Here is a 22,013-nt window from a genome sequence, read left to right as displayed (position 1 = left end):
GGCTGTGTAACACTATGAAGGATGAAACCATTGTCTTATCCGTAAATAACATTAAGAAAAAAATAAAAGATAAATGGATTATTAAAGGCATTTCATTCGAAGTTCGTGCTGGAGAAGTGTTCGGGTTTCTAGGTCCGAATGGATCAGGGAAAACGACAACAATCCGGATGTTAGTCGATTTAATTAAACCGACGGAAGGTACTATTTCAATCTGTGGCATTTCGGTAAGCAAACGGCCGGATGAAGCCTTGCAGCATGTTGGTTGTATCGTTGAAAATCCCGAGCTTTACGCTTATTTAACTGGCTGGGAAAACTTAGAGCATTTTGCTAGAATGCTGCCGAACGTAACGGAAAGCAGAATCCATGAGGTAGTCGCAATAGTGGGAATGGATCAACGGATTCACGACAAAGTGAAAACCTATTCGCTTGGGATGAGGCAGCGCCTTGGAATCGCTCAAGCTTTATTAGGAAAACCTAAGCTGCTCATTCTGGACGAGCCTACTAATGGCTTAGACCCGCAGGGGATTAAAGAAATGCGTATATTCATTCGCAATTTAGCTAAGGAAGGGTTATCCGTTTTTGTCTCCAGCCATCTTCTAAGTGAAATTCAACTGATGTGTGATCGTGTGGCTATCATAAGTCATGGAAATGTCATCGCTGTAGGTAATGTCGATGATTTAATTAGGCAGAATACGACGATTGTTGAGTGGAGGCTAGCTCCTTTTGAGAAAGGGTTGGCTTTGCTAGAAGCAAGCGAGGGAGTAACCTTAGTTGAGGCTAATAAAGAAGACAGCATAGAAGCTATTGCAGCACCATCCAATGTTATTTCATTAATCCGCACACTTGTCTGCGAAATGCCTGAGCATCAAATCCCGATTATTAATGCTAAGCTAGTCCAGAATTTGGTTCAGGTCCACGGTATTAACATTAAAAATCCAACGCTCGAAGATTTATTCCTGCGTTTAACGGAGGGTGAGAAAATTGATTAGTTTATATCCGCTCATCCAGAATGAAACGATTAAGATGCTGAAAAAACGTCGATTTTTAGTGATTATTCTGATTATTGCTTTATTGATTCCTGTGTTTACCTATGCGCAGTTGAAGATTGCCGAGAGCTCGCGCAAGCAATTTGGTACGGAGAATTGGCGTGTGAGTACACAGCAGCAAATCTCTGATTATACGAACCGTTTGAGCAGTAACCGAGTCCCCGAAGAGTGGAAACGGTATTTAAAGGTAGAAATTAAACGTCTGCAATATAGCTTGAATAAAGATATCGATCCGCAATCTCCAAACGGAGTAACCTTTACTCGTGACTTCTTTAAAAATGCGATTGGTTTGTTTCTTCCATTAATGGTAGCAGTCGTTGCAGCCGATATTGTATCGTCTGAGCAATCAACGGGTACAATCAAAATACTGCTGACGCGACCTGTACGCAGATGGAAAATTCTGATGAGCAAGCTGATCACCTTATGCTTATTTATTTCCTTAATCATACTCACGACCGGTTTGTTGTGCTATGCTATCTCAGGACTCGTTTTTGGTTATGCGGGTTGGACTATGCCTGTTCTGACCGGATTCCAGGTATCAGGCACAGAATTAAGCACAGCTAATGCTCATGTCGTGGATCAATGGCTCTACCTGCTGATGGAAATGAGCTTAGGCTGGTTTTCTTGCATAGTAGTAGGTTGTTTATCCTTGATGGTATCTGTGTTGGTAAGGAGCACCGCCGCCGGTATGGGGATCATGCTAGCAACATTAATTGCTGGAACCATTCTTGCGAATATGGTTTCATCTTGGGAAACGGCCAAATATTTATTCATGGTTAACCTCGAAACAGTTACTTTTTTAAGCGGAAGTGTACCGCCAATTCCAGGGCTGACGCTGCCATTTTCGCTAAGTGTGTTAGCTGTTTGGGCGTTGCTTTCGTTATTAGTTTCATTTCGAGTATTTACAAAAAGGGATATTTTGAGCTAAAGTAAGAATTGTCGTGTTATAATGCTTAATAGTTTACATTGTTGAAACAGGGGGCTTTTGCATGGCCGAACAGCTAGAAATAGAAAAGAAAGATCCAAAGCCACCGAATTCGAACTACGAAGCGGATGATATACAGGTACTAGAAGGGCTTGTTGCAGTACGTAAAAGGCCGGGTATGTATATCGGCAGCACAGGTCCATCCGGGTTGCATCATATTGTTTGGGAGATTGTTGATAATGCAGTGGACGAGCATTTAGCGAAGCATTGCTCTGCGATTGATTTAGTTATCCATCGCGATCAATCGATAAGCGTACGTGATAATGGTCGGGGAATTCCGACAGGCATGCACAAGACGGGGGTGCCGACACCTCAGGTTGTGTTTACAATTTTGCATGCTGGCGGTAAATTTGGTGGTTCTGGTTATAAGAAATCAGGTGGCTTGCATGGAGTAGGCGCTTCCGTGACGAACGCTTTATCAGAATGGCTGGAAGTTGAAATTTCACGTGATGGTAAAATACATAAACAACGTTTTGAGTATTGGGTGGATGCAAACGACAAAGAACATGTAGGGCAGCCAACTACAGGATTAGATGTTATGGGTACGACTAATAAAACAGGAACAAAGGTTACTTTCAAACCCGACAAACGTGTATTTCAAGCAGGGATTGCCGTAAACTATGATACATTGTCAGAGCGGCTGCAGGAAATTGCTTTTCTAAATTCAGGTTTGAAGGTAAGTATTAAGGATGAGCGCTCAGATAAACAGGATACTTATCAGTATGAGGGTGGAGCCAAGCAATTTGTTGAATTCTTAAATGAGGATAAAACAGTTTTGCATAAGGTTGTCCATTTTACGGGCGAGAAGGATGATATTGAGGTTGAAGTCGCTTTGCAGTATAACGATGGATATACGGAAACCTTAGCTTCCTTCGTTAATTCCATCCCCACTCGTGGAGGCGGAACCCATGAAACGGGCTTTAAGGCAGCCTATACCCGGGTTTTAAATGATTATGCGCGAAAAATGACTATTTTGAAGGAAAAGGATAAGAATTTAGAGGGTTCAGATTTACGTGAAGGCATGATGATTGTGCTTAATATTAAGATGGGCGAGGTTGAGTTTGTTGGCCAAACCAAAGACCAGCTAGGAAGTTCGTCTGCTAGAAGCGTTGTAGATTCCATTGTAGCGGATCGTATGGCTGTTTTCCTTGAAGAAAATCCAAACGATGCACAAATGATGCTGAAGAAAGCCGTTCAATCTGCAAGAGCAAGAGAAGCAGCTCGTAAAGCACGCGAAGAAATTCGCAGCGGCAAAAAAGGCAAAAGCGAAAGCTCTAATCTCAACGGTAAATTAACACCTGCCCAATCGAAGGATTATCAACGCAATGAGCTGTTTATTGTCGAAGGGGATTCCGCTGGAGGCTCTGCCAAGCAAGGCCGTGATTCAAAGCATCAAGCGATCCTGCCGTTAAAAGGCAAGCCAATGAATCCAGAGAAAGCCAAGCTGCTCGATATTCTGAAGAATGAAGAGTATAAAGCGATTATCGCGGCGATTGGTGCTGGGGTAGGACCTGAATTCGACCAGGAAGAAACCAATTATGGAAAAATTATTATCATGACAGATGCGGATACAGATGGCGCACATATTCAAGTACTGCTGCTGACATTCTTTTATCGGTATATGAAGCCGTTGATTGATGCAGGAAAAGTATATATTGCACAGCCGCCGTTATTTAAAGTGACTAAAAAAGCCGGCAAAAATACGCAAATGAAATATGCCTATACCGATGATGATTTAAGCAAGATTACTAAAGAGTTTGGCGGTAACGTGGAACTGCAGCGATATAAAGGGCTTGGAGAAATGAATCCGGATCAATTATGGGAAACTACGATGGATCCAGAGCTTAGAACTTTGTTTCAAGTGCAAATTGAAGATGCAGCTAAGGCAGAGCGTCGCGTTTCCACCTTGATGGGCGATAAAGTTGACCCGCGGAAGCGTTGGATTATTGAAAATGTAGATTTTACGGAATATGTGGAATAAAGGAGCAAGCAAATGAGTGTGAATGAGCAAATTTCACCAGCCTTTTTGGAGGATTTGGTAGGGGACCGATTTGGACGCTATTCTAAATATATTATTCAAGATCGCGCTATACCTGATGTTAGGGATGGTTTAAAGCCTGTGCAACGCCGAATTCTCTATGCGATGTATGATTCAGGCAATACCCCTGATAAAATTTACCGTAAATCAGCGAAAACCGTTGGTGATGTCATGGGGAATTACCATCCGCATGGTGACTCTTCGATTTATGAGGGTATGGTACGGATGGCTCAGCCTTGGAAAATGGGGCATGTGCTAGTTGATGGCCATGGCAACTGGGGATCACAGGATGATGATCCAGCAGCAGCCATGCGTTATACGGAAGCTCGTTTGTCCGAAATCGCAATGGAATTACTAAGAGACATTGATAAACGTACCGTTTTGTTTAAAGATAACTTTGATAATACAACCAAGGAACCAACGGTATTGCCATCTCGTTATCCCAATTTGCTCGTAAACGGGGTTAGCGGCATATCCTCAGGCTTTGCGACAGACATTCCTCCGCATAATTTGCGCGAGGTTATTAATGCTTGCATCGCAATGATGGATAATCCTCAAATAACTTTAGAACAGATTATGGGGATCATAAAAGGACCTGATTTTCCAACGGGTGGAATTATCATGGGCGAAGAGGGGATTCGCGAAGCGTTCCAAACAGGAAAAGGCCGAATTTACCTTCGGTCGAAAACCTCCATTGAAGATATGCGTGGCGGACGCCAACAAATCGTGATTACGGAAATACCCTACCAAGTGGTTAAGTCGCGTTTAGTTACAGCCATGGAAAATCTGCGTCTTGAGAAAAAAGTCGAGGGAATCGCCGAGGTTCGTGACGAAAGTGGACGTAATGGCTTAAGAATTGTGATTGAGCTTAAAAAAGAAGCAGATGCTCAAGGGATTTTGTCCTATTTGCTCAAAAAAACTGATCTGCAGGTGGCATATAGCTTTAATATGGTTGCCATTGTCAATAAAACCCCTCGTCAACTAGGAATCAAGGATATATTAGAGGCTTATATTGAGCACCAGAAGGAAGTTGTTACCTTCCGCTCCCAATATGAGCTTGATAAAGCGGCAGACCGTGCACACGTACTTGAAGGGCTTGCAAAAGCGCTTAATATCTTAGATGAAGTGATTGCGACGATTAAAGCTTCTAAAAACCGCTTAGATGCTCAAAAGAACTTAGTAAGTGCATATGGCTTTACCGAACGCCAAGCAGATGCCATCCTAATTCTCCAATTGTATCGTTTGACCAACCTTGAAATTCATTCTTTGGAAAAAGAGCTTAAAGAAGTCAACAAGAATATCGCCTATCTTAAATCAATTCTTGGCAGCTTAAATAAGCTCCTAAGCGTCATTAAGGAAGAGATGAGCGAGATTCGTGATAAATATGGGATAGATCGCCGCTCTGAGATTCAGGGGGAGATTGAAGAGCTTAAGGTTAATCTAGAGGTAATGGTAGTCGCCGAAGATGTACTGGTAACGATTTCTAACGAAGGTTACTTGAAGCGTACCAGTTTATTATCCTTTACCCGATCAGGCGGGGATATGAATACAATTGGCTTAAAGGAAGGCGATTATGTTCGCTATCGTTTGGATGTGAATACCATCCATAATCTGCTTATCTTCACCCAAAAAGGCCAATATTACTTATTGCCTGTCCATCAAATTCCGGAGTTCAAATGGAAAGAGAATGGTACAGCGATCGTGAATGTCATTCCTATTCCTAAGGAAGATCGAATTGTATCTGTTATTCCGATTAAGGATTTTAATGATGAAGAGAAATCACTCGTGTTCGTAACTCGAAAAGGGCAAGTGAAACGAACTGAGCTTAAAGAATATTATACGAACCGTTCTATTGGTATTGTTGGTTGTAAGGTTAGTGAACTGGACGAAGTTATCCAGGTGAAGCTTACAGACGGCCGTAAAGACATCATCTTAGTAACGGCGCAAGGGATGAGCATTCGGTTTAAAGAAGTTGAAGTGAATGCGATGGGTCGAGTGGCTACTGGGGTACGCGGGATTCAATTAAAAGATCAGGACGTTGTTATTGCAGCAGAATGGGTGGAAGGCGAAGAAGGAGAGCTAATGGTCGTATCCGATTTAGGCTACGTAAAAAGCTCTTTGCTGCTGGATTATCCAATTCAAGGACGCGGCGGTAAAGGAATTGTTACCTTCGAGTTTAAAGAAGGCAAGCGCGTCCGTCCGAATGGAACTACATTAATCCGTGCATATGCCATTAAAGAAGCCTGTACGATGGTCGCAATAATTAGCGGCGGAGAGAAAATTACCTTCTCAACCGAAACGGCACCGATTGAAGATCGTAAGTCGATTGGTAAATTACTAATCCCGTATGCTAAGGGAAGCCGAATTCTGGAGCTATTGAAGCTTCCACAGGCTTAAGCATCAATCGTAGCTTTTGGATGGCGGATCGACAATATCAACTAACTTTAAGACAATTTCAAGCACGGCCCACACTGGTATTGGTTCATTCAACCGATTCAACCATTGTGGGTCGTTTATTATTCCCATGGTTTGGGCCTTCTTGTAAAGCTCTTTTTTCCATTGTTCTTCGTCCATGTGTGAGCACCTCCTAAGAGTTTTGCGTAAGCAAACTTTCTTCGTAAGCATTAACTTTAAATTATATAGGCATTTGTACTGCCACTATATGTAGAATGCAGTCAAAAGGTGCGAAAACACTCGATTTATGACATAAAATATTAATGTAATTAAGCTTTTACTCTCCCAATAACCATGATATAATAGAGCAAATGATCGGAAATCGGAGGGATTCTTCCATGTATTCAAAGGAATTTGCTAAGTTGTGGTTTAAGCTTTCCAAGGAAATGAAAATGCATATGGAATCGAAGCTGGCAGATAGTCTAACAGAAGGTCAGCTGCATCTGTTGGAGCATTTGCTGCAACAGGATCGGATGAAGCCTTCCGATTTTATTCAATATCTTTCCACGACACCTGCTGCAATTACAACCTTACTGGATCGCATGGAGAAAAGTGAATTAATTAATCGTGAACGTGATGATAAAGATCGGCGAATTGTCTGGATTACGGCCACAGAAAAAGGCCAAGCTGAATGTCAGCGTGGCCTTGATATTAGACAGCAATTCATTGAAAACTACTTGAATAAGATTTCCTCACACAATCAACAGCTGCTTATCTATCTGTTAGGCAAGGTTACAGCTGTCTAACTTTTCAGGTACTTATTTTCTTCCCACACATTCCAAGGGAATGCCGTTGTCGGGGGAATCGAATGGAAGGTTACACGTTCTTTCAAGGTAGGATGCTCGAAGGAAAGCTCTGCTGACCATAAAGCAATTTGTTGACCTACTTGATTTACATGTGCACCATACCGTTGATCTCCGAATAAGGGGTTGCCAATCGTCGCAAACTGCACTCGAATTTGATGGGATCTTCCCGTATGCAGCTTAATATGCACTAAGCTCAAGTCATTATGGTGAGCAAGGATCTCATACTCGAGAATAGCTTCCTTGGCTTCAGGATGCTTCTTATCCACAGCGGTCACCATATTGGTTTTCGTATCTTTTACCAAGTAATGCACAAGTTTATCTTGTGCTTTTTTTGGCGTTCCATGGATGACTGCAAAATAACATTTACCAAAGTCACGGCTGCGGATGGACTCGGATAAACGAGATGCTGCTTTCGATGTTTTGGCAAAAACCATAGCTCCTCCAACTGGACGATCCAGCCGGTGGACCAGACCCAGATAAACGCTGCCTGGCTTGGAATACCGTTGTTTAATATCTTCTTTTAAAGCAGTTAAGAGATCTAAATCCAAGGAGTCATCCGCTTGAGTTGGCATATTAGGAGGCTTGACCACGATAAGCAAATGATTATCCTCGTAAATGATCGGAATGGAAGGGATGTTAAAACCAGACATTCTAAGCCTCCCAGCGACCCAAGATACCGCATGGCAGATTAAGGCCTGAGGTTGTGATCGGGATTCCTATTTCTCCGCTTGTTATCTTGCCATTATATTTAGTTTTCATTGTTAAACTTAACACATTCGTCAAAACGGAGGCAGAGATTCCTGTTGTATAAGAGTTGATCAACATGAAAAGCGGATTAGGCGTTAGAATGGTCATGCATTCTTCGACAAAGGGATATAGATTCGTCTCAAGCTTCCACATTTCCCCGCTAGGTCCACGCCCGTAAGAGGGAGGATCCATAATGATCGCGTCATAGAAGCTGCCGCGCCGTTGTTCTCTTTGGACGAATTTAAATACGTCATCGGTGATGAAGCGCACTGGTTTATCACTTAAATTAGATAAAGCCAAATTTTCTTTGGCCCATTGTACCATGCCTTTAGAAGCGTCAATATGGCATACTTCTGCTCCAGCATAGGCGCAAGCTACAGTTGCTCCACCTGTGTAAGCAAAGAGGTTTAAAACTTTAATGGGCCGATTAGCCGCTTTGATTTTATCCATCATCCATTGCCAGTTCACAGCTTGCTCCGGAAACAAACCGGTATGTTTAAAGCTAGTTGGTTTAATGTGGAACTTCAGTTCTTTATAAGCTATTGTCCAACGTTCAGGTAGCTTAACCTTCTCGTTCCACTGGCCACCACCACTTGAGCTGCGATGATAATCCGCATTTGCATTATTCCAAAGCGAAGGATCGGCGGAAGCCGGCCAAATCACCTGCGGATCAGGGCGTCTTAATACGACTCCTCCCCAGCGTTCGAGCTTTTCTCCGTCTCCCGTATCCATCAATTCATAGTCTTTCCATTCATTAGCTAAATACATATTAATAGAACCTTCCTTCAAATCAACTGTAAAACATTACTTTTCATTGTACTTTATTTCAATACCTAATATCCAATTAGAACGCAGAATTTTTAATAATAAGCTGATCTTTTAGCTAAATTATCCCTTAAAAGGAAGCTAAATCTTCAATATTTACCTATATACCTATGATAAAATGTTGTAATAGTTTGAGCAATGTCGAAAAAGGGTAGATAGGGTTAGAGGGGGAGCGGCATATGACAAGTGCTAAAAGACTATTCGGCTTTAACCCAAGAGAAGTAAAACGTTATATGAGCAAGCTTGAAACGGATATTAAGCAAGCACTAGCCGAGAAAGAGCTTCAGCAACAATCATATGATCTAAAAAGAGATGAGCTTCTTCAACAAGTCGATGAGCTAACGGAGAGAGTTTCACATTTAGGTGAACTGGAGCAGGAGTTGCGCACATGGATCGAAAAAAGCCATTAAGGGATCTATTTCAGAAATCTTGGTTTGGGTTAAACAAGAAAACGACAATCGAGGCCATCGAAAAGCTAACGGATCATTTATCAGATATACAGCTGAATGCAGCATTGGAAAAAAAGATTAACGACGCAGAAGTAACGGCACTAGATATAAAAGTACAAGAATTAACGGAAGAAATTAATCAGAAATATTTGCGTGTTGGCAGTTATATTCATCTAAAAAACAATCTCAAATATAGAGCGTTTTGGGCTAAATACGGTTTATATGAAGAAGATGCCAAGCTGGAGAGCTTGACCTCGATTCCTGTTGTGCGGCTTAAGCTTGGAGATAGGCTTATTGCGGATGGCCTTTTAACGCAGGAACAATTAGGGCTAGTTTTCGAGCAGCAGCAAAAAGTTGGTGGGCGTTTAGGTGATATTATTATAGAAATGGGCTACATGTCCAAAAAACAAATGGAGCAGATTGCTAGCAACCAGCCCGGTCACGGGCGTTTAGGTGATATGCTGGTGGATTCAGGGGAGATTACCCAGGATCAGCTTAATAAAGCCATTGAATTTCAGCAAAAAAGCGGAGGCGTCTTAGGCGACGTATTGCTGGCTTTAAGATTTATTGCCCCTGAGAAGCTATACCGAATCATAGCAACCCAGAGCAGCCTAGGCAGAGTTGGATCTGAGTTCAGCTTCGAGAATACAAGAAAGCTGCCGGAACAGCTGGCAAGAAAATATGATGCCATTGTCATTAACGAAGATTCGAATCGTTATCTTGTTGCAGTCAGTGCACCGCTTTCTGAAGAGGCAACTCAAGAAATAGAAACCTATTTGGGTATGCCGATAGAGCTAGTATTGGCAACTCGGGATGAGCTGGAGTTTTTCTGGAAGAGTGTTTATGAAGAGGAGCTCATGCTGGAAAGTACGCAAAAGTTAGTCGAGGAGCAGCCACAGAACTCAGCGCATATTACCTTCACTAAACCTCAAATTACAATTATTGGAGCAATGGCGCTCTTATTTATCGTATGTTTAATCTGGAGCTGGCTTGTAACCTTAATTGTCGTTAATTTGATAGTACAGGTGTTTTATTTTGTTATGACGTTATTTAAATTTATTACGATCTTATATGGGACGAGAGATAAAGCGCAGCTCAGGTTTACACCTGAAGAAATTGATGCCATTGATGAAAAAAAGCTGCCTGTTTATACGATCCTTGTTCCGATGTACAAAGAAGGTCGCGTGATTCCCCAGCTTCTGCAGAACTTGGAGCGTTTGGATTATCCCAAGTCAAAGCTGGACGTACGTTTGTTGATTGAGCAAGATGATATAGAAGCTCAGGAAATCCTCCATAACATGGATTTACCTGCTTATTATACGACCATAGTCGTACCGCATAGCTTGCCCAAAACGAAGCCAAAGGCTTGCAATTATGGCCTTATTCGCGCTCGGGGAGAATATGTGGTCATTTTTGATGCAGAAGACCGTCCTGATCCCGATCAGCTTAAAAAAGTCTATGCTGCCTTTTTGAGAAGTCCTAGCAATTGCGCGTGTATCCAAGCAAAGCTGAATTATTTTAACAGCAATCAGAATTTATTGACCCGTTGGTTTACACAGGAGTACAGCATGTGGTTCGAGTTGCTGCTGCCTGGCATCATGCAATTGAATATTCCAATTCCATTGGGCGGCACCTCTAATCATTTCAAAATGTCTGTTTTGCGCGAGGTCAATGCTTGGGATCCTTATAATGTGACAGAGGATGCGGATTTAGGTATTCGTTTGTACAAATCTGGTTATACGACAGCAATTGTCGATTCCAGAACATGGGAGGAAGCCAACAGCCAAGTCGGCAATTGGATTCGCCAGCGTTCGCGTTGGATTAAAGGCTACATGCAAACCTGGCTTGTGCATATGCGTAACCCCTATCGATTATGGAAAGAGCTTGGAACTAAAGGGTTTCTTGGCTTTCAGCTAATGGTTTTAGCAACTCCCTTGATTCCTTTACTAAACCCGCTATTTTGGGTAATGATCATCCTCTGGTATGGCTGGAAAGCAACAATTATTAAGCAATTCTTTCCTGGATTTATCTATTATTCAGCATCATGGGAATTTTATGCAGGCAACTTTTTGTTTGTATTTAGCAATATTGTCGGTATTTATTGGGTCATTCACCAATTGGAGCAGAAGAAAGAAACCGTTTTTAGCTACCGGCTTGTTAAATATGCCTTGCTCACGCCTTTTTATTGGGTGTTGATGAGCATAGCTGCCGTTAAAGCAGCATGGCAGCTAGTAACCAAGCCGTTTTATTGGGAGAAGACTACCCATGGCTTATCTAAACCGCATCATGAGAATGGGAACGGAACAGGTAAATTCGTCGATCACGGCGGTTTATAAAGTATAGGCAACATAGATTAGATTGGAGGCGCAAGGATGAAAAAAAGCGGAAAACGGACGGCTATATTCATCTTTGCGTTGATCTTTCTTATGGAATTTTCATTTGGTTTTTATTTAAGCTATATCTATGGATTTATGTCGGGTGATGCGTTAAGTCGGGTGAGCAATGCTTTCTATGTGCTATATAGCCGCTTTCCAGCTTTAGCTAATATCGGTTTTGTCTGGAATCCTCTGCCAAGTATTATGGAGTTGTTTCTGTTATTATTTCAGCCTTGGATTCCTGCTTTGGCATCAGATGGCTTAGCTGCGGTTTTACTAACATCGCTTTTCTCTGCATTATCGGCTGCCATGCTTGTAAAAGCGGGCTTGCGTTTTGGCTTAAATTTACAGCTAAGTCTTGTTTTAGCACTATTATATGCCTTTAATCCTTATATTTTTTATTATGGGGCTAACGGATTAACCGAAGTGATATTTATCTACTTTCTCCAGCTTATTGTTATTCAGTTCTTGCTCTGGATGGATAAAGCGGATATACGCCCGATGATCTTCATCGCATTTGCTCTGGCAGCTGCATTCTGGACCCGATATGAAGCCATTCCATTTGGAGTAGCAATCTCGCTGGCAGTAGGAATAGTAATCTTTAAGATGCGTGATGAACAGAAGACATGGCGTGAAAGATGGGGAACTGCGGAAGGAATTTGGATTGTCCTAATAACCCCAGTTATTTATTCAGGATTTTTATGGCTATTCTTCAATTACACAATAATGGGCAATGCGTTTTATTTTTTAACATCTTCATATAGCAATTTGGGACAAGCTGAATTAATTAAAGACAGTCAGGCTTTTGCTAAATTAATTGGCCATCCTTGGCTGGCGATTAAGGTAGTCGCAGATAAAGTAGGCTATTTCTGCTTACCATTAGGGGTTATTGCCTTAATTAGAATGGTCGAGCGTAGAATCTTCCGTTGGGATTTTCTAATTCTCCTCTTGCTGGTGTTTTCCATTCCAAGTTTACAGCTACTTTTGTTAATTAAAGGTGCTTCCGCAGCTTGGATTCGTTATTACATGTATCCTTTACCGCTTGCCATGGCTTATCTGCCTTATGAAATCAGTCGGATGAAGTTTCGCAAAATCGGGATTTCTCTTTTGATTGTAAGTTTGATAGTAACGATGGGAATTATGCTGAAGGTAATGAACAACCCCAATGTGGCATCTGATGAATATGAAGCGTTTCACCAATCCAAGCTTTATGAAGAACAAGCGGTTAAACGCGAAGTAGCTCGATATATTTCGCAAAATATGTCGCAGAATCAGCATATTTTAACCGACTCTTTTAGCAGTTTTAGTATAATAATGAGCAGCAAGCATCCGAAAAGCTTTATCATCACAAGTGATCATGATTTTCAAGCTGCGCTAAAAGATCCAGTAGGTCAGGGAGTGGACTTTATCCTTATTCCAATCCCAAATGCCGTATTAAAGCTGGATGCCGTGAATCAGCTTTATCCCAATCTTTATGAGCATGGTGCTTCTTGGACAACTTTATATAAAGATTTCGGCGGATATTGGAAGCTCTATAAGATAAACAGGTAGACAAAAAAGGTTCTTTGGCAATTGGGTTGAAATCCACCATGCCAAGGAACCTTTCTCATAAACAAGTTAAGCTATTTATTTACTAGGAGTGGAAACAATTAATCCAGGTAATTCGTTAGTTGTGAAGGTTTGGTAGGCTTGTTGAATATGATTAGCGCTTAAAGCTTCTTTTGCTTGCTCAAAAGTGGTTTGTGATTTAGCATCAACACGAATGATGTGATAACCAAATTGAGATAATACTGGCTCACTTACTTTATTTAGTGGGAGAGCAATGACGGCATCCTTAAATTCGGTTACCCAGCCATTAACATTGGTGCTCTCGTATTGACCGCCATTATCTTTAGAGCCCGCATCGTCCGAATATTGTTTAGCCAAATCTGCAAAGGCTTCGCCAGCATTTAGCTTGGCAATAACTTCGTTCGCACGCTTCAACGCATCTTCTGGTGTGCGAGCAGTACCATCTTCAAGCGTTAAGGAAATTAGAATATGGCTAACTGTCGCATTATCATAAGCATTAGTTGATAAGCCTTTAATATAATCATCGCGAAGACTGCTATCGGAAACCTTGCTCGTTAAATAAACATTGCCTAACAAACGTTCTTCCAAATAAGTTACCATATTTGCATCTGTGATCTTTAACTCTAGCAGACGTTTATCCCAAGTAACTTCGGTACCAAAAACCTGAGCAAATTGAATTTTCAAATCAGCCAGCTGAGCTGCAGCATCTTCTTTAAAGCTTTTTCCGGTAAGAGCTTGTCCGCGTTTAGCAAGTATTTTGAGCGTTATGTCATCCTTAAGCATCTGTTCATTGAAAGCAGCATCTGTAAGTGATTTAGTATAATCGGGATTATATAGCTGCATGATAGCAAGGAATGTATTGAAATCTTGCGTACTGAGGCTTCCGCCTTTGTATACAGCAGCTGCTTTTGCACCAGTGGCTGGTTTTACATCAGTAGGTTTAGCAGCAGGCTTATCACTGAACCAAACGGTTTGATTCTTCTCATCCCATTTGACTTCTTGACCTAATGCTTCTCCAACGAATCGTAACGGAACATAGGTTGTATTGTTATAAACAAAACCTTGTCCTTGAGTAGATTTTTTCTCTACACCGTTAAACATATACTTGATACTCTTGAAAACTACTTCAATTTGGGTTGCGCTTGCATAGGCGGCTGATCCAGCAATTAACGAACCTATACTTAAACCAATAATTAAGCCTTTAACCTTGTCCTTCATTATCAAATCTCCTTTTAGTTCAGAATAAGTCTAGTTTAGTAGGAAAGCGTCTAAAATACAATGTTTTTTATAGGATGACATGTCCAAAAAGTATGGAATATGGTACATTAAAAGAGAGCATTTTTTGAAATATAAGTAAGAAGAGGTGGTTGCTTATGGCTTTTGAATCCCCAACCCCTCACGACTTATATCTTTTCCATGAGGGTAATCTTTTTCAGAGCTATCGGACTTTAGGATCACATGTTACAAATCAACATGGAGTGGAGGGGGTGCTCTTTTCAGTTTGGGCTCCTAATGCTAATAAGGTTAGTGTAGTCGGAGATTTTAACCATTGGTATGGAAGCAATCACGAAATGAATCGACTGGAGCAGTCAGGCGTTTGGTCCTTGTTTATCCCTTATTTGGGTGAAGGCACGGTATACAAATACCAAATCGAATCCCAGCATGATGGCTTGCTGCTGAAGGCAGATCCTTATGGCGTTTATGCTGAATTAAGACCAAAAACGGCCTCCATCGTCCGGAACTTGTCCGGGTTTGATTGGCAGGATCACGAATGGCAGAAGCAAAAGGCAGAGCAATCACACTTTAAAAGACCGATGAATATTTATGAAATGCATTTAGGCTCTTGGAAATTAAATGACGATAAAAGCTTTCTTACTTACGAGCAATTAGCTAATGAATTAGTGGATTATCTCGTATCTTCTGGGTATACACACTTGGAAATCATGCCTTTATCCGAGCATCCTTTTGATCGCTCGTGGGGCTATCAGATAATAGGGTATTACGCATTAACTAGCCGTTACGGAACTCCAGAGCAATTCATGCATTTAGTTAACCGCTGTCATCAGCATGGGATTGGTGTCATTATGGACTGGGTGCCAGGCCATTTTTGCAAGGATGATCCTGGATTACGTCGGTTTGACGGTTCACCTTTATATGAATATCACGATCCCAAGAAAGCAGAGAAGCTGCTTTGGGGCACGTTAAGCTTTGATTTTGGCAAACCAGAAGTATGCAGCTTTTTGATTTCAAATGCCGTATTTTGGATGGATGTCTATCATATAGATGGTATACGGGCAGATGCAGTGGCAAGTATGCTGGACCAGAATTTCGATAAACCGCAAGAGCAGTGGACATTAAATGAACAAGGTGGAACTGAAAACTTAGAAGCAATCGCTTTTCTGCAGAAATTGAATAAGACGGTTTTTCAATTATTCCCGCATGCACTAATGATTGCTGAAGACTCATCAGACCGCCCGCTTATTACTGCGCCTACATACGCTGGAGGGCTTGGCTTTAATTACAAATGGAATATGGGATGGATGAACGATACGCTGCGTTACATGGAGCTAGAACCAGAGCAACGTCGGCATCATCATAATTGGATTACCTTTTCCTTTTTATATGCTTATTCTGAAAATTTTATTTTACCTTTTTCTCACGATGAAGTGGTACATGGCAAGAAATCCTTATTGAACAAGATGCCAGGTGACTATTGGCGCAAATTTGCTAATCTCCGTTTGTTATATGGGTTTATGGCTGGACATCCAGGCAAAAAACTGCTTTTTATGGGCAGTGAGTTTGGTCAGTTTAGTGAATGGAATGATAACGAATTCGCCCAGCTGGATTGGCAGCTTATCCACGATTTTGAAAAGCATCGCCAAATTAATGAGTATAAGAAGCATCTCAATTCTATCTATAAGCAGCAATCTGCTTTATGGGAGCTTGATTTTGATCCAGCAGGTTTTACATGGATTGATGCGGATAACGCCGAACAGGGTGTATTATCTTTTATTAGAAAATCACAAGATCCAAACGAGCAAATCGTGATTGTTTGTAACTTTACGCCTAATGTATATCATGATTTTCGCATAGGTGTGCCTAGCTCTTCACAGATGTATGAGCTGTTGAACAGTGATGAAGAACGTTTTGGAGGCTCTGGCTGCATCAATTCAGGGCAATACCATGCACAGTCGATACCCTATCATAATCAAGCTTATAGCATTCAAATGACGGTACCTCCTCTAGCAACAGTGATGTTAAAAACATCAAAACCTAATTAAACGCGTCAATCCGTGTACTATTCGAAAGGGGACTTATCTCAATGCAGAAAAAAGAGTGTGTAGCCATGCTATTAGCGGGCGGAGAAGGAAAGAGACTAGAATCCCTAACCAAGAATTTAGCCAAACCAGCAGTACCTTTTGGCGGTAAGTACCGGATTATTGATTTTACCTTAAGTAATTGTACGAATTCGGGAATTGATACAGTCGGCGTATTGACCCAATATCAGCCTTTAGTCTTAAATTCTTACTTGGGGATTGGCAGTCCATGGGACTTGGATCGCAAAGAAGGTGGAGTTGCCGTCCTCCCGCCTTACGTAAAGCAAAAGGGTGGAGATTGGTATTCAGGAACAGCCAATGCCATCTATCAGAATATTGGCTTTATCGAACAATATGATCCCGAATACGTCTTGATTATTTCTGGAGATCATATTTACAAAATGGATTATGACAAAATGCTGCAATTCCATAAGGAAAATAATGCGGATGCTACTATCGCTGTTATTGAAGTGAAGTGGGAGGAAGCCAGCCGGTTTGGGATTATGAATACGGATAGCAGCAATCGAATTACTAAATTTGATGAAAAGCCTAAGCAACCAGAGAGCAACCTAGCTTCGATGGGCGTTTATATGTTTAGCTGGCAGGCATTAAAGAAGTATTTGATTCAAGATGCAGGTAAAACAAACTCGAATAATGACTTTGGCAAGGATATCATTCCGGATATGCTGAAGGATCAAATGAGTTTATTGGCTTATCCTTTTGAAGGCTATTGGAAGGATGTCGGAACGATCCATAGTTTATGGGAAGCGAATATGGATTTGTTAGAAACCAATCCCCAGTTGAATTTAAATGATCGCTCCTGGCGAATTTATACACTGAATCCGAATCAACCCGCTCATTACATCGCTGCTAACGCTAAGATCAGAAGATCGATGATTAATGAAGGCTGTATCGTTTTTGGTGAGGTGGACCACTCCGTACTATTCTATGGAGTACATGTGGGTGAAGGCAGTCAAATCAAGGATTCCGTCATTATGCCTAATGTTATCATCGGTAAGAATGTAACCGTTTATCGCGCGATTATTGGCGAAGGCTCTGTGCTAGAGGATGGAGCAGTTGTAGGTGATCCCAATTCTCCTGATGCACCGATTACCTTAATTGGAGATAACGCAACAATTACTTCTAACCATAAGCAAAAGGAGGCGGAACTTAAATGAAGAATGTAATGGGTGTTATCAATCTAGTAAATGAATTGGATGATTTAGAAGAGTTGACCTACGGTCGATGCGTAGCTTCGGTGCCGTTTGGCGGCAGATATCGCTTAGTTGATTTTATTATGTCCAGTATGGTCAATTCGGGAGTAGGCAATGTCGCCGTATTCGCACATACGAAATTTCGCTCTTTAATGGATCATTTAGGCTCGGGTAAGGAATGGGATTTGGATCGCAAGCGGAATGGTTTGTTTATTCTGCCACCTGCTGTGGATGAAATTCAGGAAATGTTAAAAGGCGATTTGTATCATTTTCATAAGCAGCGGGATTATTTCTATCGCAGTACACAACAATATGTCATTATCAGCCGTAGCCATATGGTTTGCAACATAGATTTAAAGGATGTAATGGAATCTCACCGTGCGAGCGAAGCCGATATAACGTTGGTTTATAAGGATCTCGATGATACGACCAATGCGAAGTCACGTAAAATTATCGTCAATGACGAAGGCCGCGTTACTGTCATGCATGATCATTCTGGCAGATTGCAAAGTACGAAGGTTTCTATGGAAATCTTTGTGATGAAGAAGGAATTGCTGCTTGATCTAGTCGAAACCTCCATTGCTCAAGGGCATGATCATTTTGTACGTAACGCGGTTATGCGTAATATTGAGCATTTGAACATTCGCGGCTATGAATACAAGGGTTACTTAGGAATTGTTAATACGATTCAAAGTTATTTCCATCATAGTATGAACTTGCTAAACCCTGATGTATGGAGCGAGCTGTTCTACAAACCAGGCCTTATTTATACCAAGATTAAAGATGAGCCGCCATCCAAATATCTCGAAAATGCCAATGTTCGTAATTCTTTAATTGCCAATGGGTGCATAATAGATGGAACGGTAGAGAATAGTATTCTTTTCCGCGCAGTTAAGGTCAATAAAGGGGTTCATCTTAAGAATTGTATTGTCTTGCAGAACTGTGAGATTCGTGAGAATGTTTCCATTGAAAATGCTATCCTAGATAAAGATGTTATTGTCAAAACAGGTCGTGAATTAAAAGGTGATATGGCCGTTCCGTTTATTGCAGCTAAGAAAAAAATCATTTAATCCTATCTATTCGGAAAAGGTGTCTCTATGAATGTTTTATTCGCCGCATCAGAAGCTGTACCGTTCGTCAAAACAGGTGGATTAGCTGACGTGATTGGTTCTTTGCCAAAGGCTTTAATTGAGCAGGGGGTCGATGTAAGAATCATTCTGCCCAAGTATGAGGATATTCCAGAGCATTATAAACAACAGATGACGACCAAGCATATCATTACCGTAAAAGTTGGCTATCGAAATCAATATTGTGGGATTCAGGAGCTCGAGGTAGCTGGCGTCCACTATTATTTCATCGACAATGAGTTTTATTTTCGGAGAAAAGGATTGTATGGCTACGGAGATGATGCAGAGCGTTATGCTTTCTTCTGTAGAGCTGTAATGGAAGCATTGCCTTTGTTGGATTTTAAGCCTGATTGGATTCACTGTCATGATTGGCAAACGGGATTGGTTCCCTTCTTCTTAAAAACACAGTACGGTGGACGAGCTGAATATGAGAGCATTAAGACTATGTTCACCATCCACAATTTAAAATATCAAGGAAGCTTCTCACGGGAGCTGCTTAAAGATATTGTTGGAGCACGAGATGAGGATTTTGCGGATGATGGAATCGGTTACTATGACGGAGGCAGCTGTCTTAAAGCAGGCCTTGTTTACTCGGACATTATTACTACCGTAAGTAAAACCTATGCGGAAGAAATCCAGACTTGGGAATACGGCGAAAAGCTTGAGGGATTGCTGCAAAAAAGAAGCGATGTGTTGTTCGGTATTGTGAATGGGATTGATAATGAAGCTTTTGATCCGATGACGGATACTCATGTCACCTATCCTTACCGTGACTCACTGACGAAGAAACGTAAGAATAAAACAGATATGCAAGCAAATCTTGGACTAACCGTTGATGAGAATATTCCGATGATTGGGATCGTTTCACGTTTGGTTCAGCAAAAGGGCTTCGATCTGATTGAGCATTCATTGAATGCTATTCTAGAAATGGGCGTTCAGCTTGTTGTTCTAGGAACGGGAGATTGGAATTACGAGGAAATGTTCCGTGAAGCCGCGCTACGTTTTCCGAAGCAGGTTTCGTCTCATATCTCATTCTACGATCCATTTGCGCGGAAGATCTATGCTGCATCCGATATGTTCCTCATGCCATCCTTATTCGAGCCTTGCGGATTGGGGCAGCTAATCGCTTTACGTTATCGCTCCGTTCCCATTGTGAGGGAAACAGGCGGTTTGAAGGATACAGTACAAGCCTTTAATGAGTTCACAGGCAAAGGCAATGGATTTACATTCACCCATTATTTTGCTTCTGATATGCTGCACACCATTCGGAGAGCTGTAGATTTCTATCACAATGAAGCCGAGTGGAAGAGAATTATCAGCAACATCGCTAAGGTTGATTATGGCTGGGACGCATCAGCAGCGCAGTATATAGATTTGTATAATAAATAATTTGTGGATAGCAATAGGAAAGGCTCTCTGATTGCCAGAGAGCCTTTTTGCTTTAAATTTGTGCTTTTTCTGTTTTTAACTTTTCAAGTAAGATTTGCAGTGTTTCGATATCAGCTTCAGATAATTGATCATAGCGATCTAATTCCTGTTTAATAAAGGCAACGGTGCTGTTGGTCTCTTTAGTATGGCTGATAAAGTAAGTGGCAATGGAACCCGTGGTCATCCCAATTAATCCAATCCCAAAAATCATTAACAAAATGGCAATTAACCGACCCGCTAATGTAGCAGGAGATAAATCTCCATATCCCACCGTAGTTGCTGTGACAATACTCCACCATAATGCATCTTGATAGGTATTTATTTTTGGCTCAATTAAATAGATGGGAATCGCAGAAATAAAAATTAACCCACAAGTAAATGTGATCATTTTATGCAAGCCATTGGTTTGGATAATGGAGAAGATAGGCTTTGCAAAATGAGAGGCCATGGCAATTAGACGGATTAATCTAAAAATTCGGGCAAACCTTGCAAAAAGGAAGATGGAATCAAAAGGAATAATCGCGATAATATCTAGTGGATGCTTCTTGATATATTCCCATTTACTTTCTGAGCGAAAGAAACGCACACTTACATCGAGTACAAAGATGAGCCAAACAATCGTATCGACATAATGCAAAGAAGGATTAGCAATCCAAATGAAAGAAACAGAGATGAGAGCAAGCAGCAACATGAATATCTCATAGATAAAAGCGAGCTTAGTTTTATTCATGGAGGGAAGCCTATTTAACCGTTTCTAGAATTTTCAAGCGTTGTTCTTCTCGTTCCTCAGGACGCATTCTAGGACAGGTGTGACAGTAATCATGGCCTTCACAGCGATATAGCAGACAGCAGGCGGAACGAATCATTAATGTAGTACCCGGATTATAAGGATTGTCGACATATTTAGGCTTGTGGTTAAAAGGATTCTTCTTGCGATTAAAGGTTTCGGGAGGCAGCTGGTTGGCGATCAAATCATAAACCTCTCGATAACGGTCAATAACGTCTTGACGTTTTTCATGCTCTATTATGTAATCTACACCGTAAGCCAAGCTGCCGCCAAATTGATTCCAAATCAGATCGGGTTTAACATTCGCACTCAAAGCAGTGAGCTCAATTACAGGATTTATCGTATTTTTGAAATAAGCTTTAAACTCTTCAGTCAACCACGCTTGTCGTTCAACCTCCGGAACTTCCTTCCAACGAAGCTGATTAATTTTAAAACCAGTATGGGCATGATCTCCATGGCTTTCAATCTCAAAGGTTAAATTTTCAAGGCTCAAATCAAGAAAGCGATTATTAGTCGCTAAGACGATTTGAAGGCTGGCACATAGATTAAAAAAGGATTTGCCGATAAATGAGGCTCCAACATCCAAGCCTTTACCTTTATACAGCTCCATACCTAGACGAACGATAGCATCCATCTGGCTTTTATTAAGCAGGTCAATTGCGGGTATCGATAGAACTGGATCCTTCATTCCAGTAGGGGAAATATGAAAAAATGCTTCCAATATTGCTAAATCCATAGTTTCTTCCATATGAGTGCCTCCAAAAAAAATATAAGATATGAAAATGATAATCATTATCACGAAATATTGCAAGCAAATCTTTAAACCTGTATTAAGGACAAATAACA

The 22,013-nt window shown here is 41.2% G+C and carries 18 protein-coding genes; 12 read left to right on the top strand and 6 right to left on the bottom strand.

Annotated elements, in window-relative coordinates; genetic code table 11:
- The first annotated feature begins 14 nt into the window (after positions 1-14).
- The 4 genes from EHS13_RS18995 (at position 15) to gyrA (ending at position 6,466) form a co-directional block, all read left to right on the top strand.
- Positions 15-989, top strand: coding sequence for an ABC transporter ATP-binding protein (locus tag EHS13_RS18995; protein WP_155701875.1), 975 nt, complete (start codon positions 15-17; stop codon positions 987-989).
- A complete protein-coding gene (locus tag EHS13_RS18990) occupies positions 982-1,974 on the top strand; it encodes an ABC transporter permease (protein WP_155701874.1) in 993 nt (330 codons plus the stop codon). Before EHS13_RS18995 ends, EHS13_RS18990 begins: the two co-directional genes overlap by 8 nt.
- 61 nt (positions 1,975-2,035) lie before the next feature.
- Positions 2,036-4,012, top strand: a complete 1,977-nt coding sequence (gene parE, locus EHS13_RS18985) for a DNA topoisomerase IV subunit B (RefSeq protein ID WP_155701873.1) — start codon at positions 2,036-2,038, stop codon at positions 4,010-4,012.
- Between the two features lie 12 nt (positions 4,013-4,024).
- Positions 4,025-6,466 (top strand): DNA gyrase subunit A, encoded by a 2,442-nt coding sequence (gene gyrA, locus EHS13_RS18980; protein ID WP_155701872.1) that lies wholly within the window; start codon positions 4,025-4,027, stop codon positions 6,464-6,466.
- Positions 6,467-6,469: 3 nt separating this feature from the next.
- On the opposite strand, the gene EHS13_RS36440 is transcribed toward gyrA, so the two are convergent.
- Complete coding sequence (locus tag EHS13_RS36440) at positions 6,470-6,643, bottom strand: hypothetical protein (RefSeq protein ID WP_193571429.1); 174 nt, start codon at positions 6,641-6,643, stop codon at positions 6,470-6,472.
- Positions 6,644-6,861: 218 nt separating this feature from the next.
- On the opposite strand from EHS13_RS36440, the gene EHS13_RS18975 reads away from it, so the two are divergent.
- Positions 6,862-7,269 (top strand): MarR family transcriptional regulator, encoded by a 408-nt coding sequence (locus tag EHS13_RS18975; protein ID WP_155701871.1) that lies wholly within the window; start codon positions 6,862-6,864, stop codon positions 7,267-7,269.
- Here EHS13_RS18975 and EHS13_RS18970 read toward each other — a convergent pair.
- Both EHS13_RS18970 and EHS13_RS18965 read right to left on the bottom strand, forming a co-directional pair.
- A complete protein-coding gene (locus tag EHS13_RS18970) occupies positions 7,266-7,979 on the bottom strand; it encodes an RluA family pseudouridine synthase (RefSeq protein ID WP_155701870.1) in 714 nt (237 codons plus the stop codon). The genes EHS13_RS18975 and EHS13_RS18970 overlap by 4 nt on opposite strands.
- Before the next feature lies 1 nt (position 7,980).
- Positions 7,981-8,844: a class I SAM-dependent methyltransferase gene (locus EHS13_RS18965; RefSeq protein WP_155701869.1), complete on the bottom strand. Its 864-nt coding sequence runs from the start codon at positions 8,842-8,844 to the stop codon at positions 7,981-7,983.
- Positions 8,845-9,080: 236 nt separating this feature from the next.
- Between EHS13_RS18965 and EHS13_RS18960 the strand changes: the two genes are divergently transcribed.
- The 3 genes from EHS13_RS18960 to EHS13_RS18950 are packed head-to-tail and all read left to right on the top strand — an operon-like array spanning position 9,081 to position 13,276.
- Positions 9,081-9,311 carry a hypothetical protein gene (locus EHS13_RS18960; protein ID WP_155701868.1) on the top strand — a complete coding sequence of 77 codons (231 nt, stop codon included), beginning with the start codon at positions 9,081-9,083 and terminating at the stop codon, positions 9,309-9,311.
- Complete coding sequence (locus EHS13_RS18955; protein ID WP_155701867.1) at positions 9,290-11,686, top strand: cyclic di-GMP-binding domain-containing protein, MshE-related; 2,397 nt, start codon at positions 9,290-9,292, stop codon at positions 11,684-11,686. Before EHS13_RS18960 ends, EHS13_RS18955 begins: the two co-directional genes overlap by 22 nt.
- A gap of 36 nt (positions 11,687-11,722) precedes the next feature.
- Complete coding sequence (locus tag EHS13_RS18950) at positions 11,723-13,276, top strand: glycosyltransferase family 39 protein (RefSeq protein ID WP_155701866.1); 1,554 nt, start codon at positions 11,723-11,725, stop codon at positions 13,274-13,276.
- Between the two features lie 75 nt (positions 13,277-13,351).
- Here EHS13_RS18950 and EHS13_RS18945 read toward each other — a convergent pair whose 3' ends face one another.
- Positions 13,352-14,512, bottom strand: a complete 1,161-nt coding sequence (locus EHS13_RS18945) for a peptidylprolyl isomerase (protein ID WP_155701865.1) — start codon at positions 14,510-14,512, stop codon at positions 13,352-13,354.
- A gap of 155 nt (positions 14,513-14,667) precedes the next feature.
- Between EHS13_RS18945 and glgB the strand changes: the two genes are divergently transcribed.
- Genes glgB through glgA form a run of 4 tightly spaced genes read left to right on the top strand, consistent with a single transcriptional unit; the run spans position 14,668 to position 20,341 of the window.
- Entirely contained in the window at positions 14,668-16,575 is a 1,908-nt protein-coding gene (gene glgB / locus EHS13_RS18940; protein ID WP_155701864.1) for a 1,4-alpha-glucan branching protein GlgB, read from the top strand.
- Between the two features lie 41 nt (positions 16,576-16,616).
- Positions 16,617-17,789, top strand: a complete 1,173-nt coding sequence (locus EHS13_RS18935) for a glucose-1-phosphate adenylyltransferase (RefSeq protein WP_155701863.1) — start codon at positions 16,617-16,619, stop codon at positions 17,787-17,789.
- Positions 17,786-18,895 (top strand): glucose-1-phosphate adenylyltransferase subunit GlgD, encoded by a 1,110-nt coding sequence (glgD, locus tag EHS13_RS18930; RefSeq protein WP_155701862.1) that lies wholly within the window; start codon positions 17,786-17,788, stop codon positions 18,893-18,895. The genes EHS13_RS18935 and glgD overlap by 4 nt, the downstream gene beginning before the upstream one ends.
- A gap of 27 nt (positions 18,896-18,922) precedes the next feature.
- The gene (gene glgA / locus EHS13_RS18925; protein WP_155701861.1) at positions 18,923-20,341 is read left to right on the top strand and encodes a glycogen synthase GlgA; all 1,419 of its coding nucleotides are present in this window, start codon (positions 18,923-18,925) and stop codon (positions 20,339-20,341) included.
- A 52-nt stretch (positions 20,342-20,393) separates the two neighbouring features.
- Here the strand turns inward: glgA and EHS13_RS18920 are convergent, their stop codons facing one another.
- Together EHS13_RS18920 and EHS13_RS18915 are read right to left on the bottom strand one after the other, a co-directional pair.
- Positions 20,394-21,110, bottom strand: a complete 717-nt coding sequence (locus tag EHS13_RS18920; RefSeq protein ID WP_155701860.1) for a potassium channel family protein — start codon at positions 21,108-21,110, stop codon at positions 20,394-20,396.
- A gap of 10 nt (positions 21,111-21,120) precedes the next feature.
- Complete coding sequence (locus tag EHS13_RS18915) at positions 21,121-21,915, bottom strand: (2Fe-2S)-binding protein (RefSeq protein ID WP_162463167.1); 795 nt, start codon at positions 21,913-21,915, stop codon at positions 21,121-21,123.
- Positions 21,916-22,013: the final 98 nt, after the last annotated feature.

The organism is Paenibacillus psychroresistens, from assembly GCF_009728935.1.
Lineage (GTDB): Bacteria > Bacillota > Bacilli > Paenibacillales > NBRC-103111 > Paenibacillus_AC > Paenibacillus_AC psychroresistens.
The sequence above is the reverse complement of the archived record's forward strand: the minus strand, read 5'-3'. Positions and strand labels throughout refer to the sequence as shown.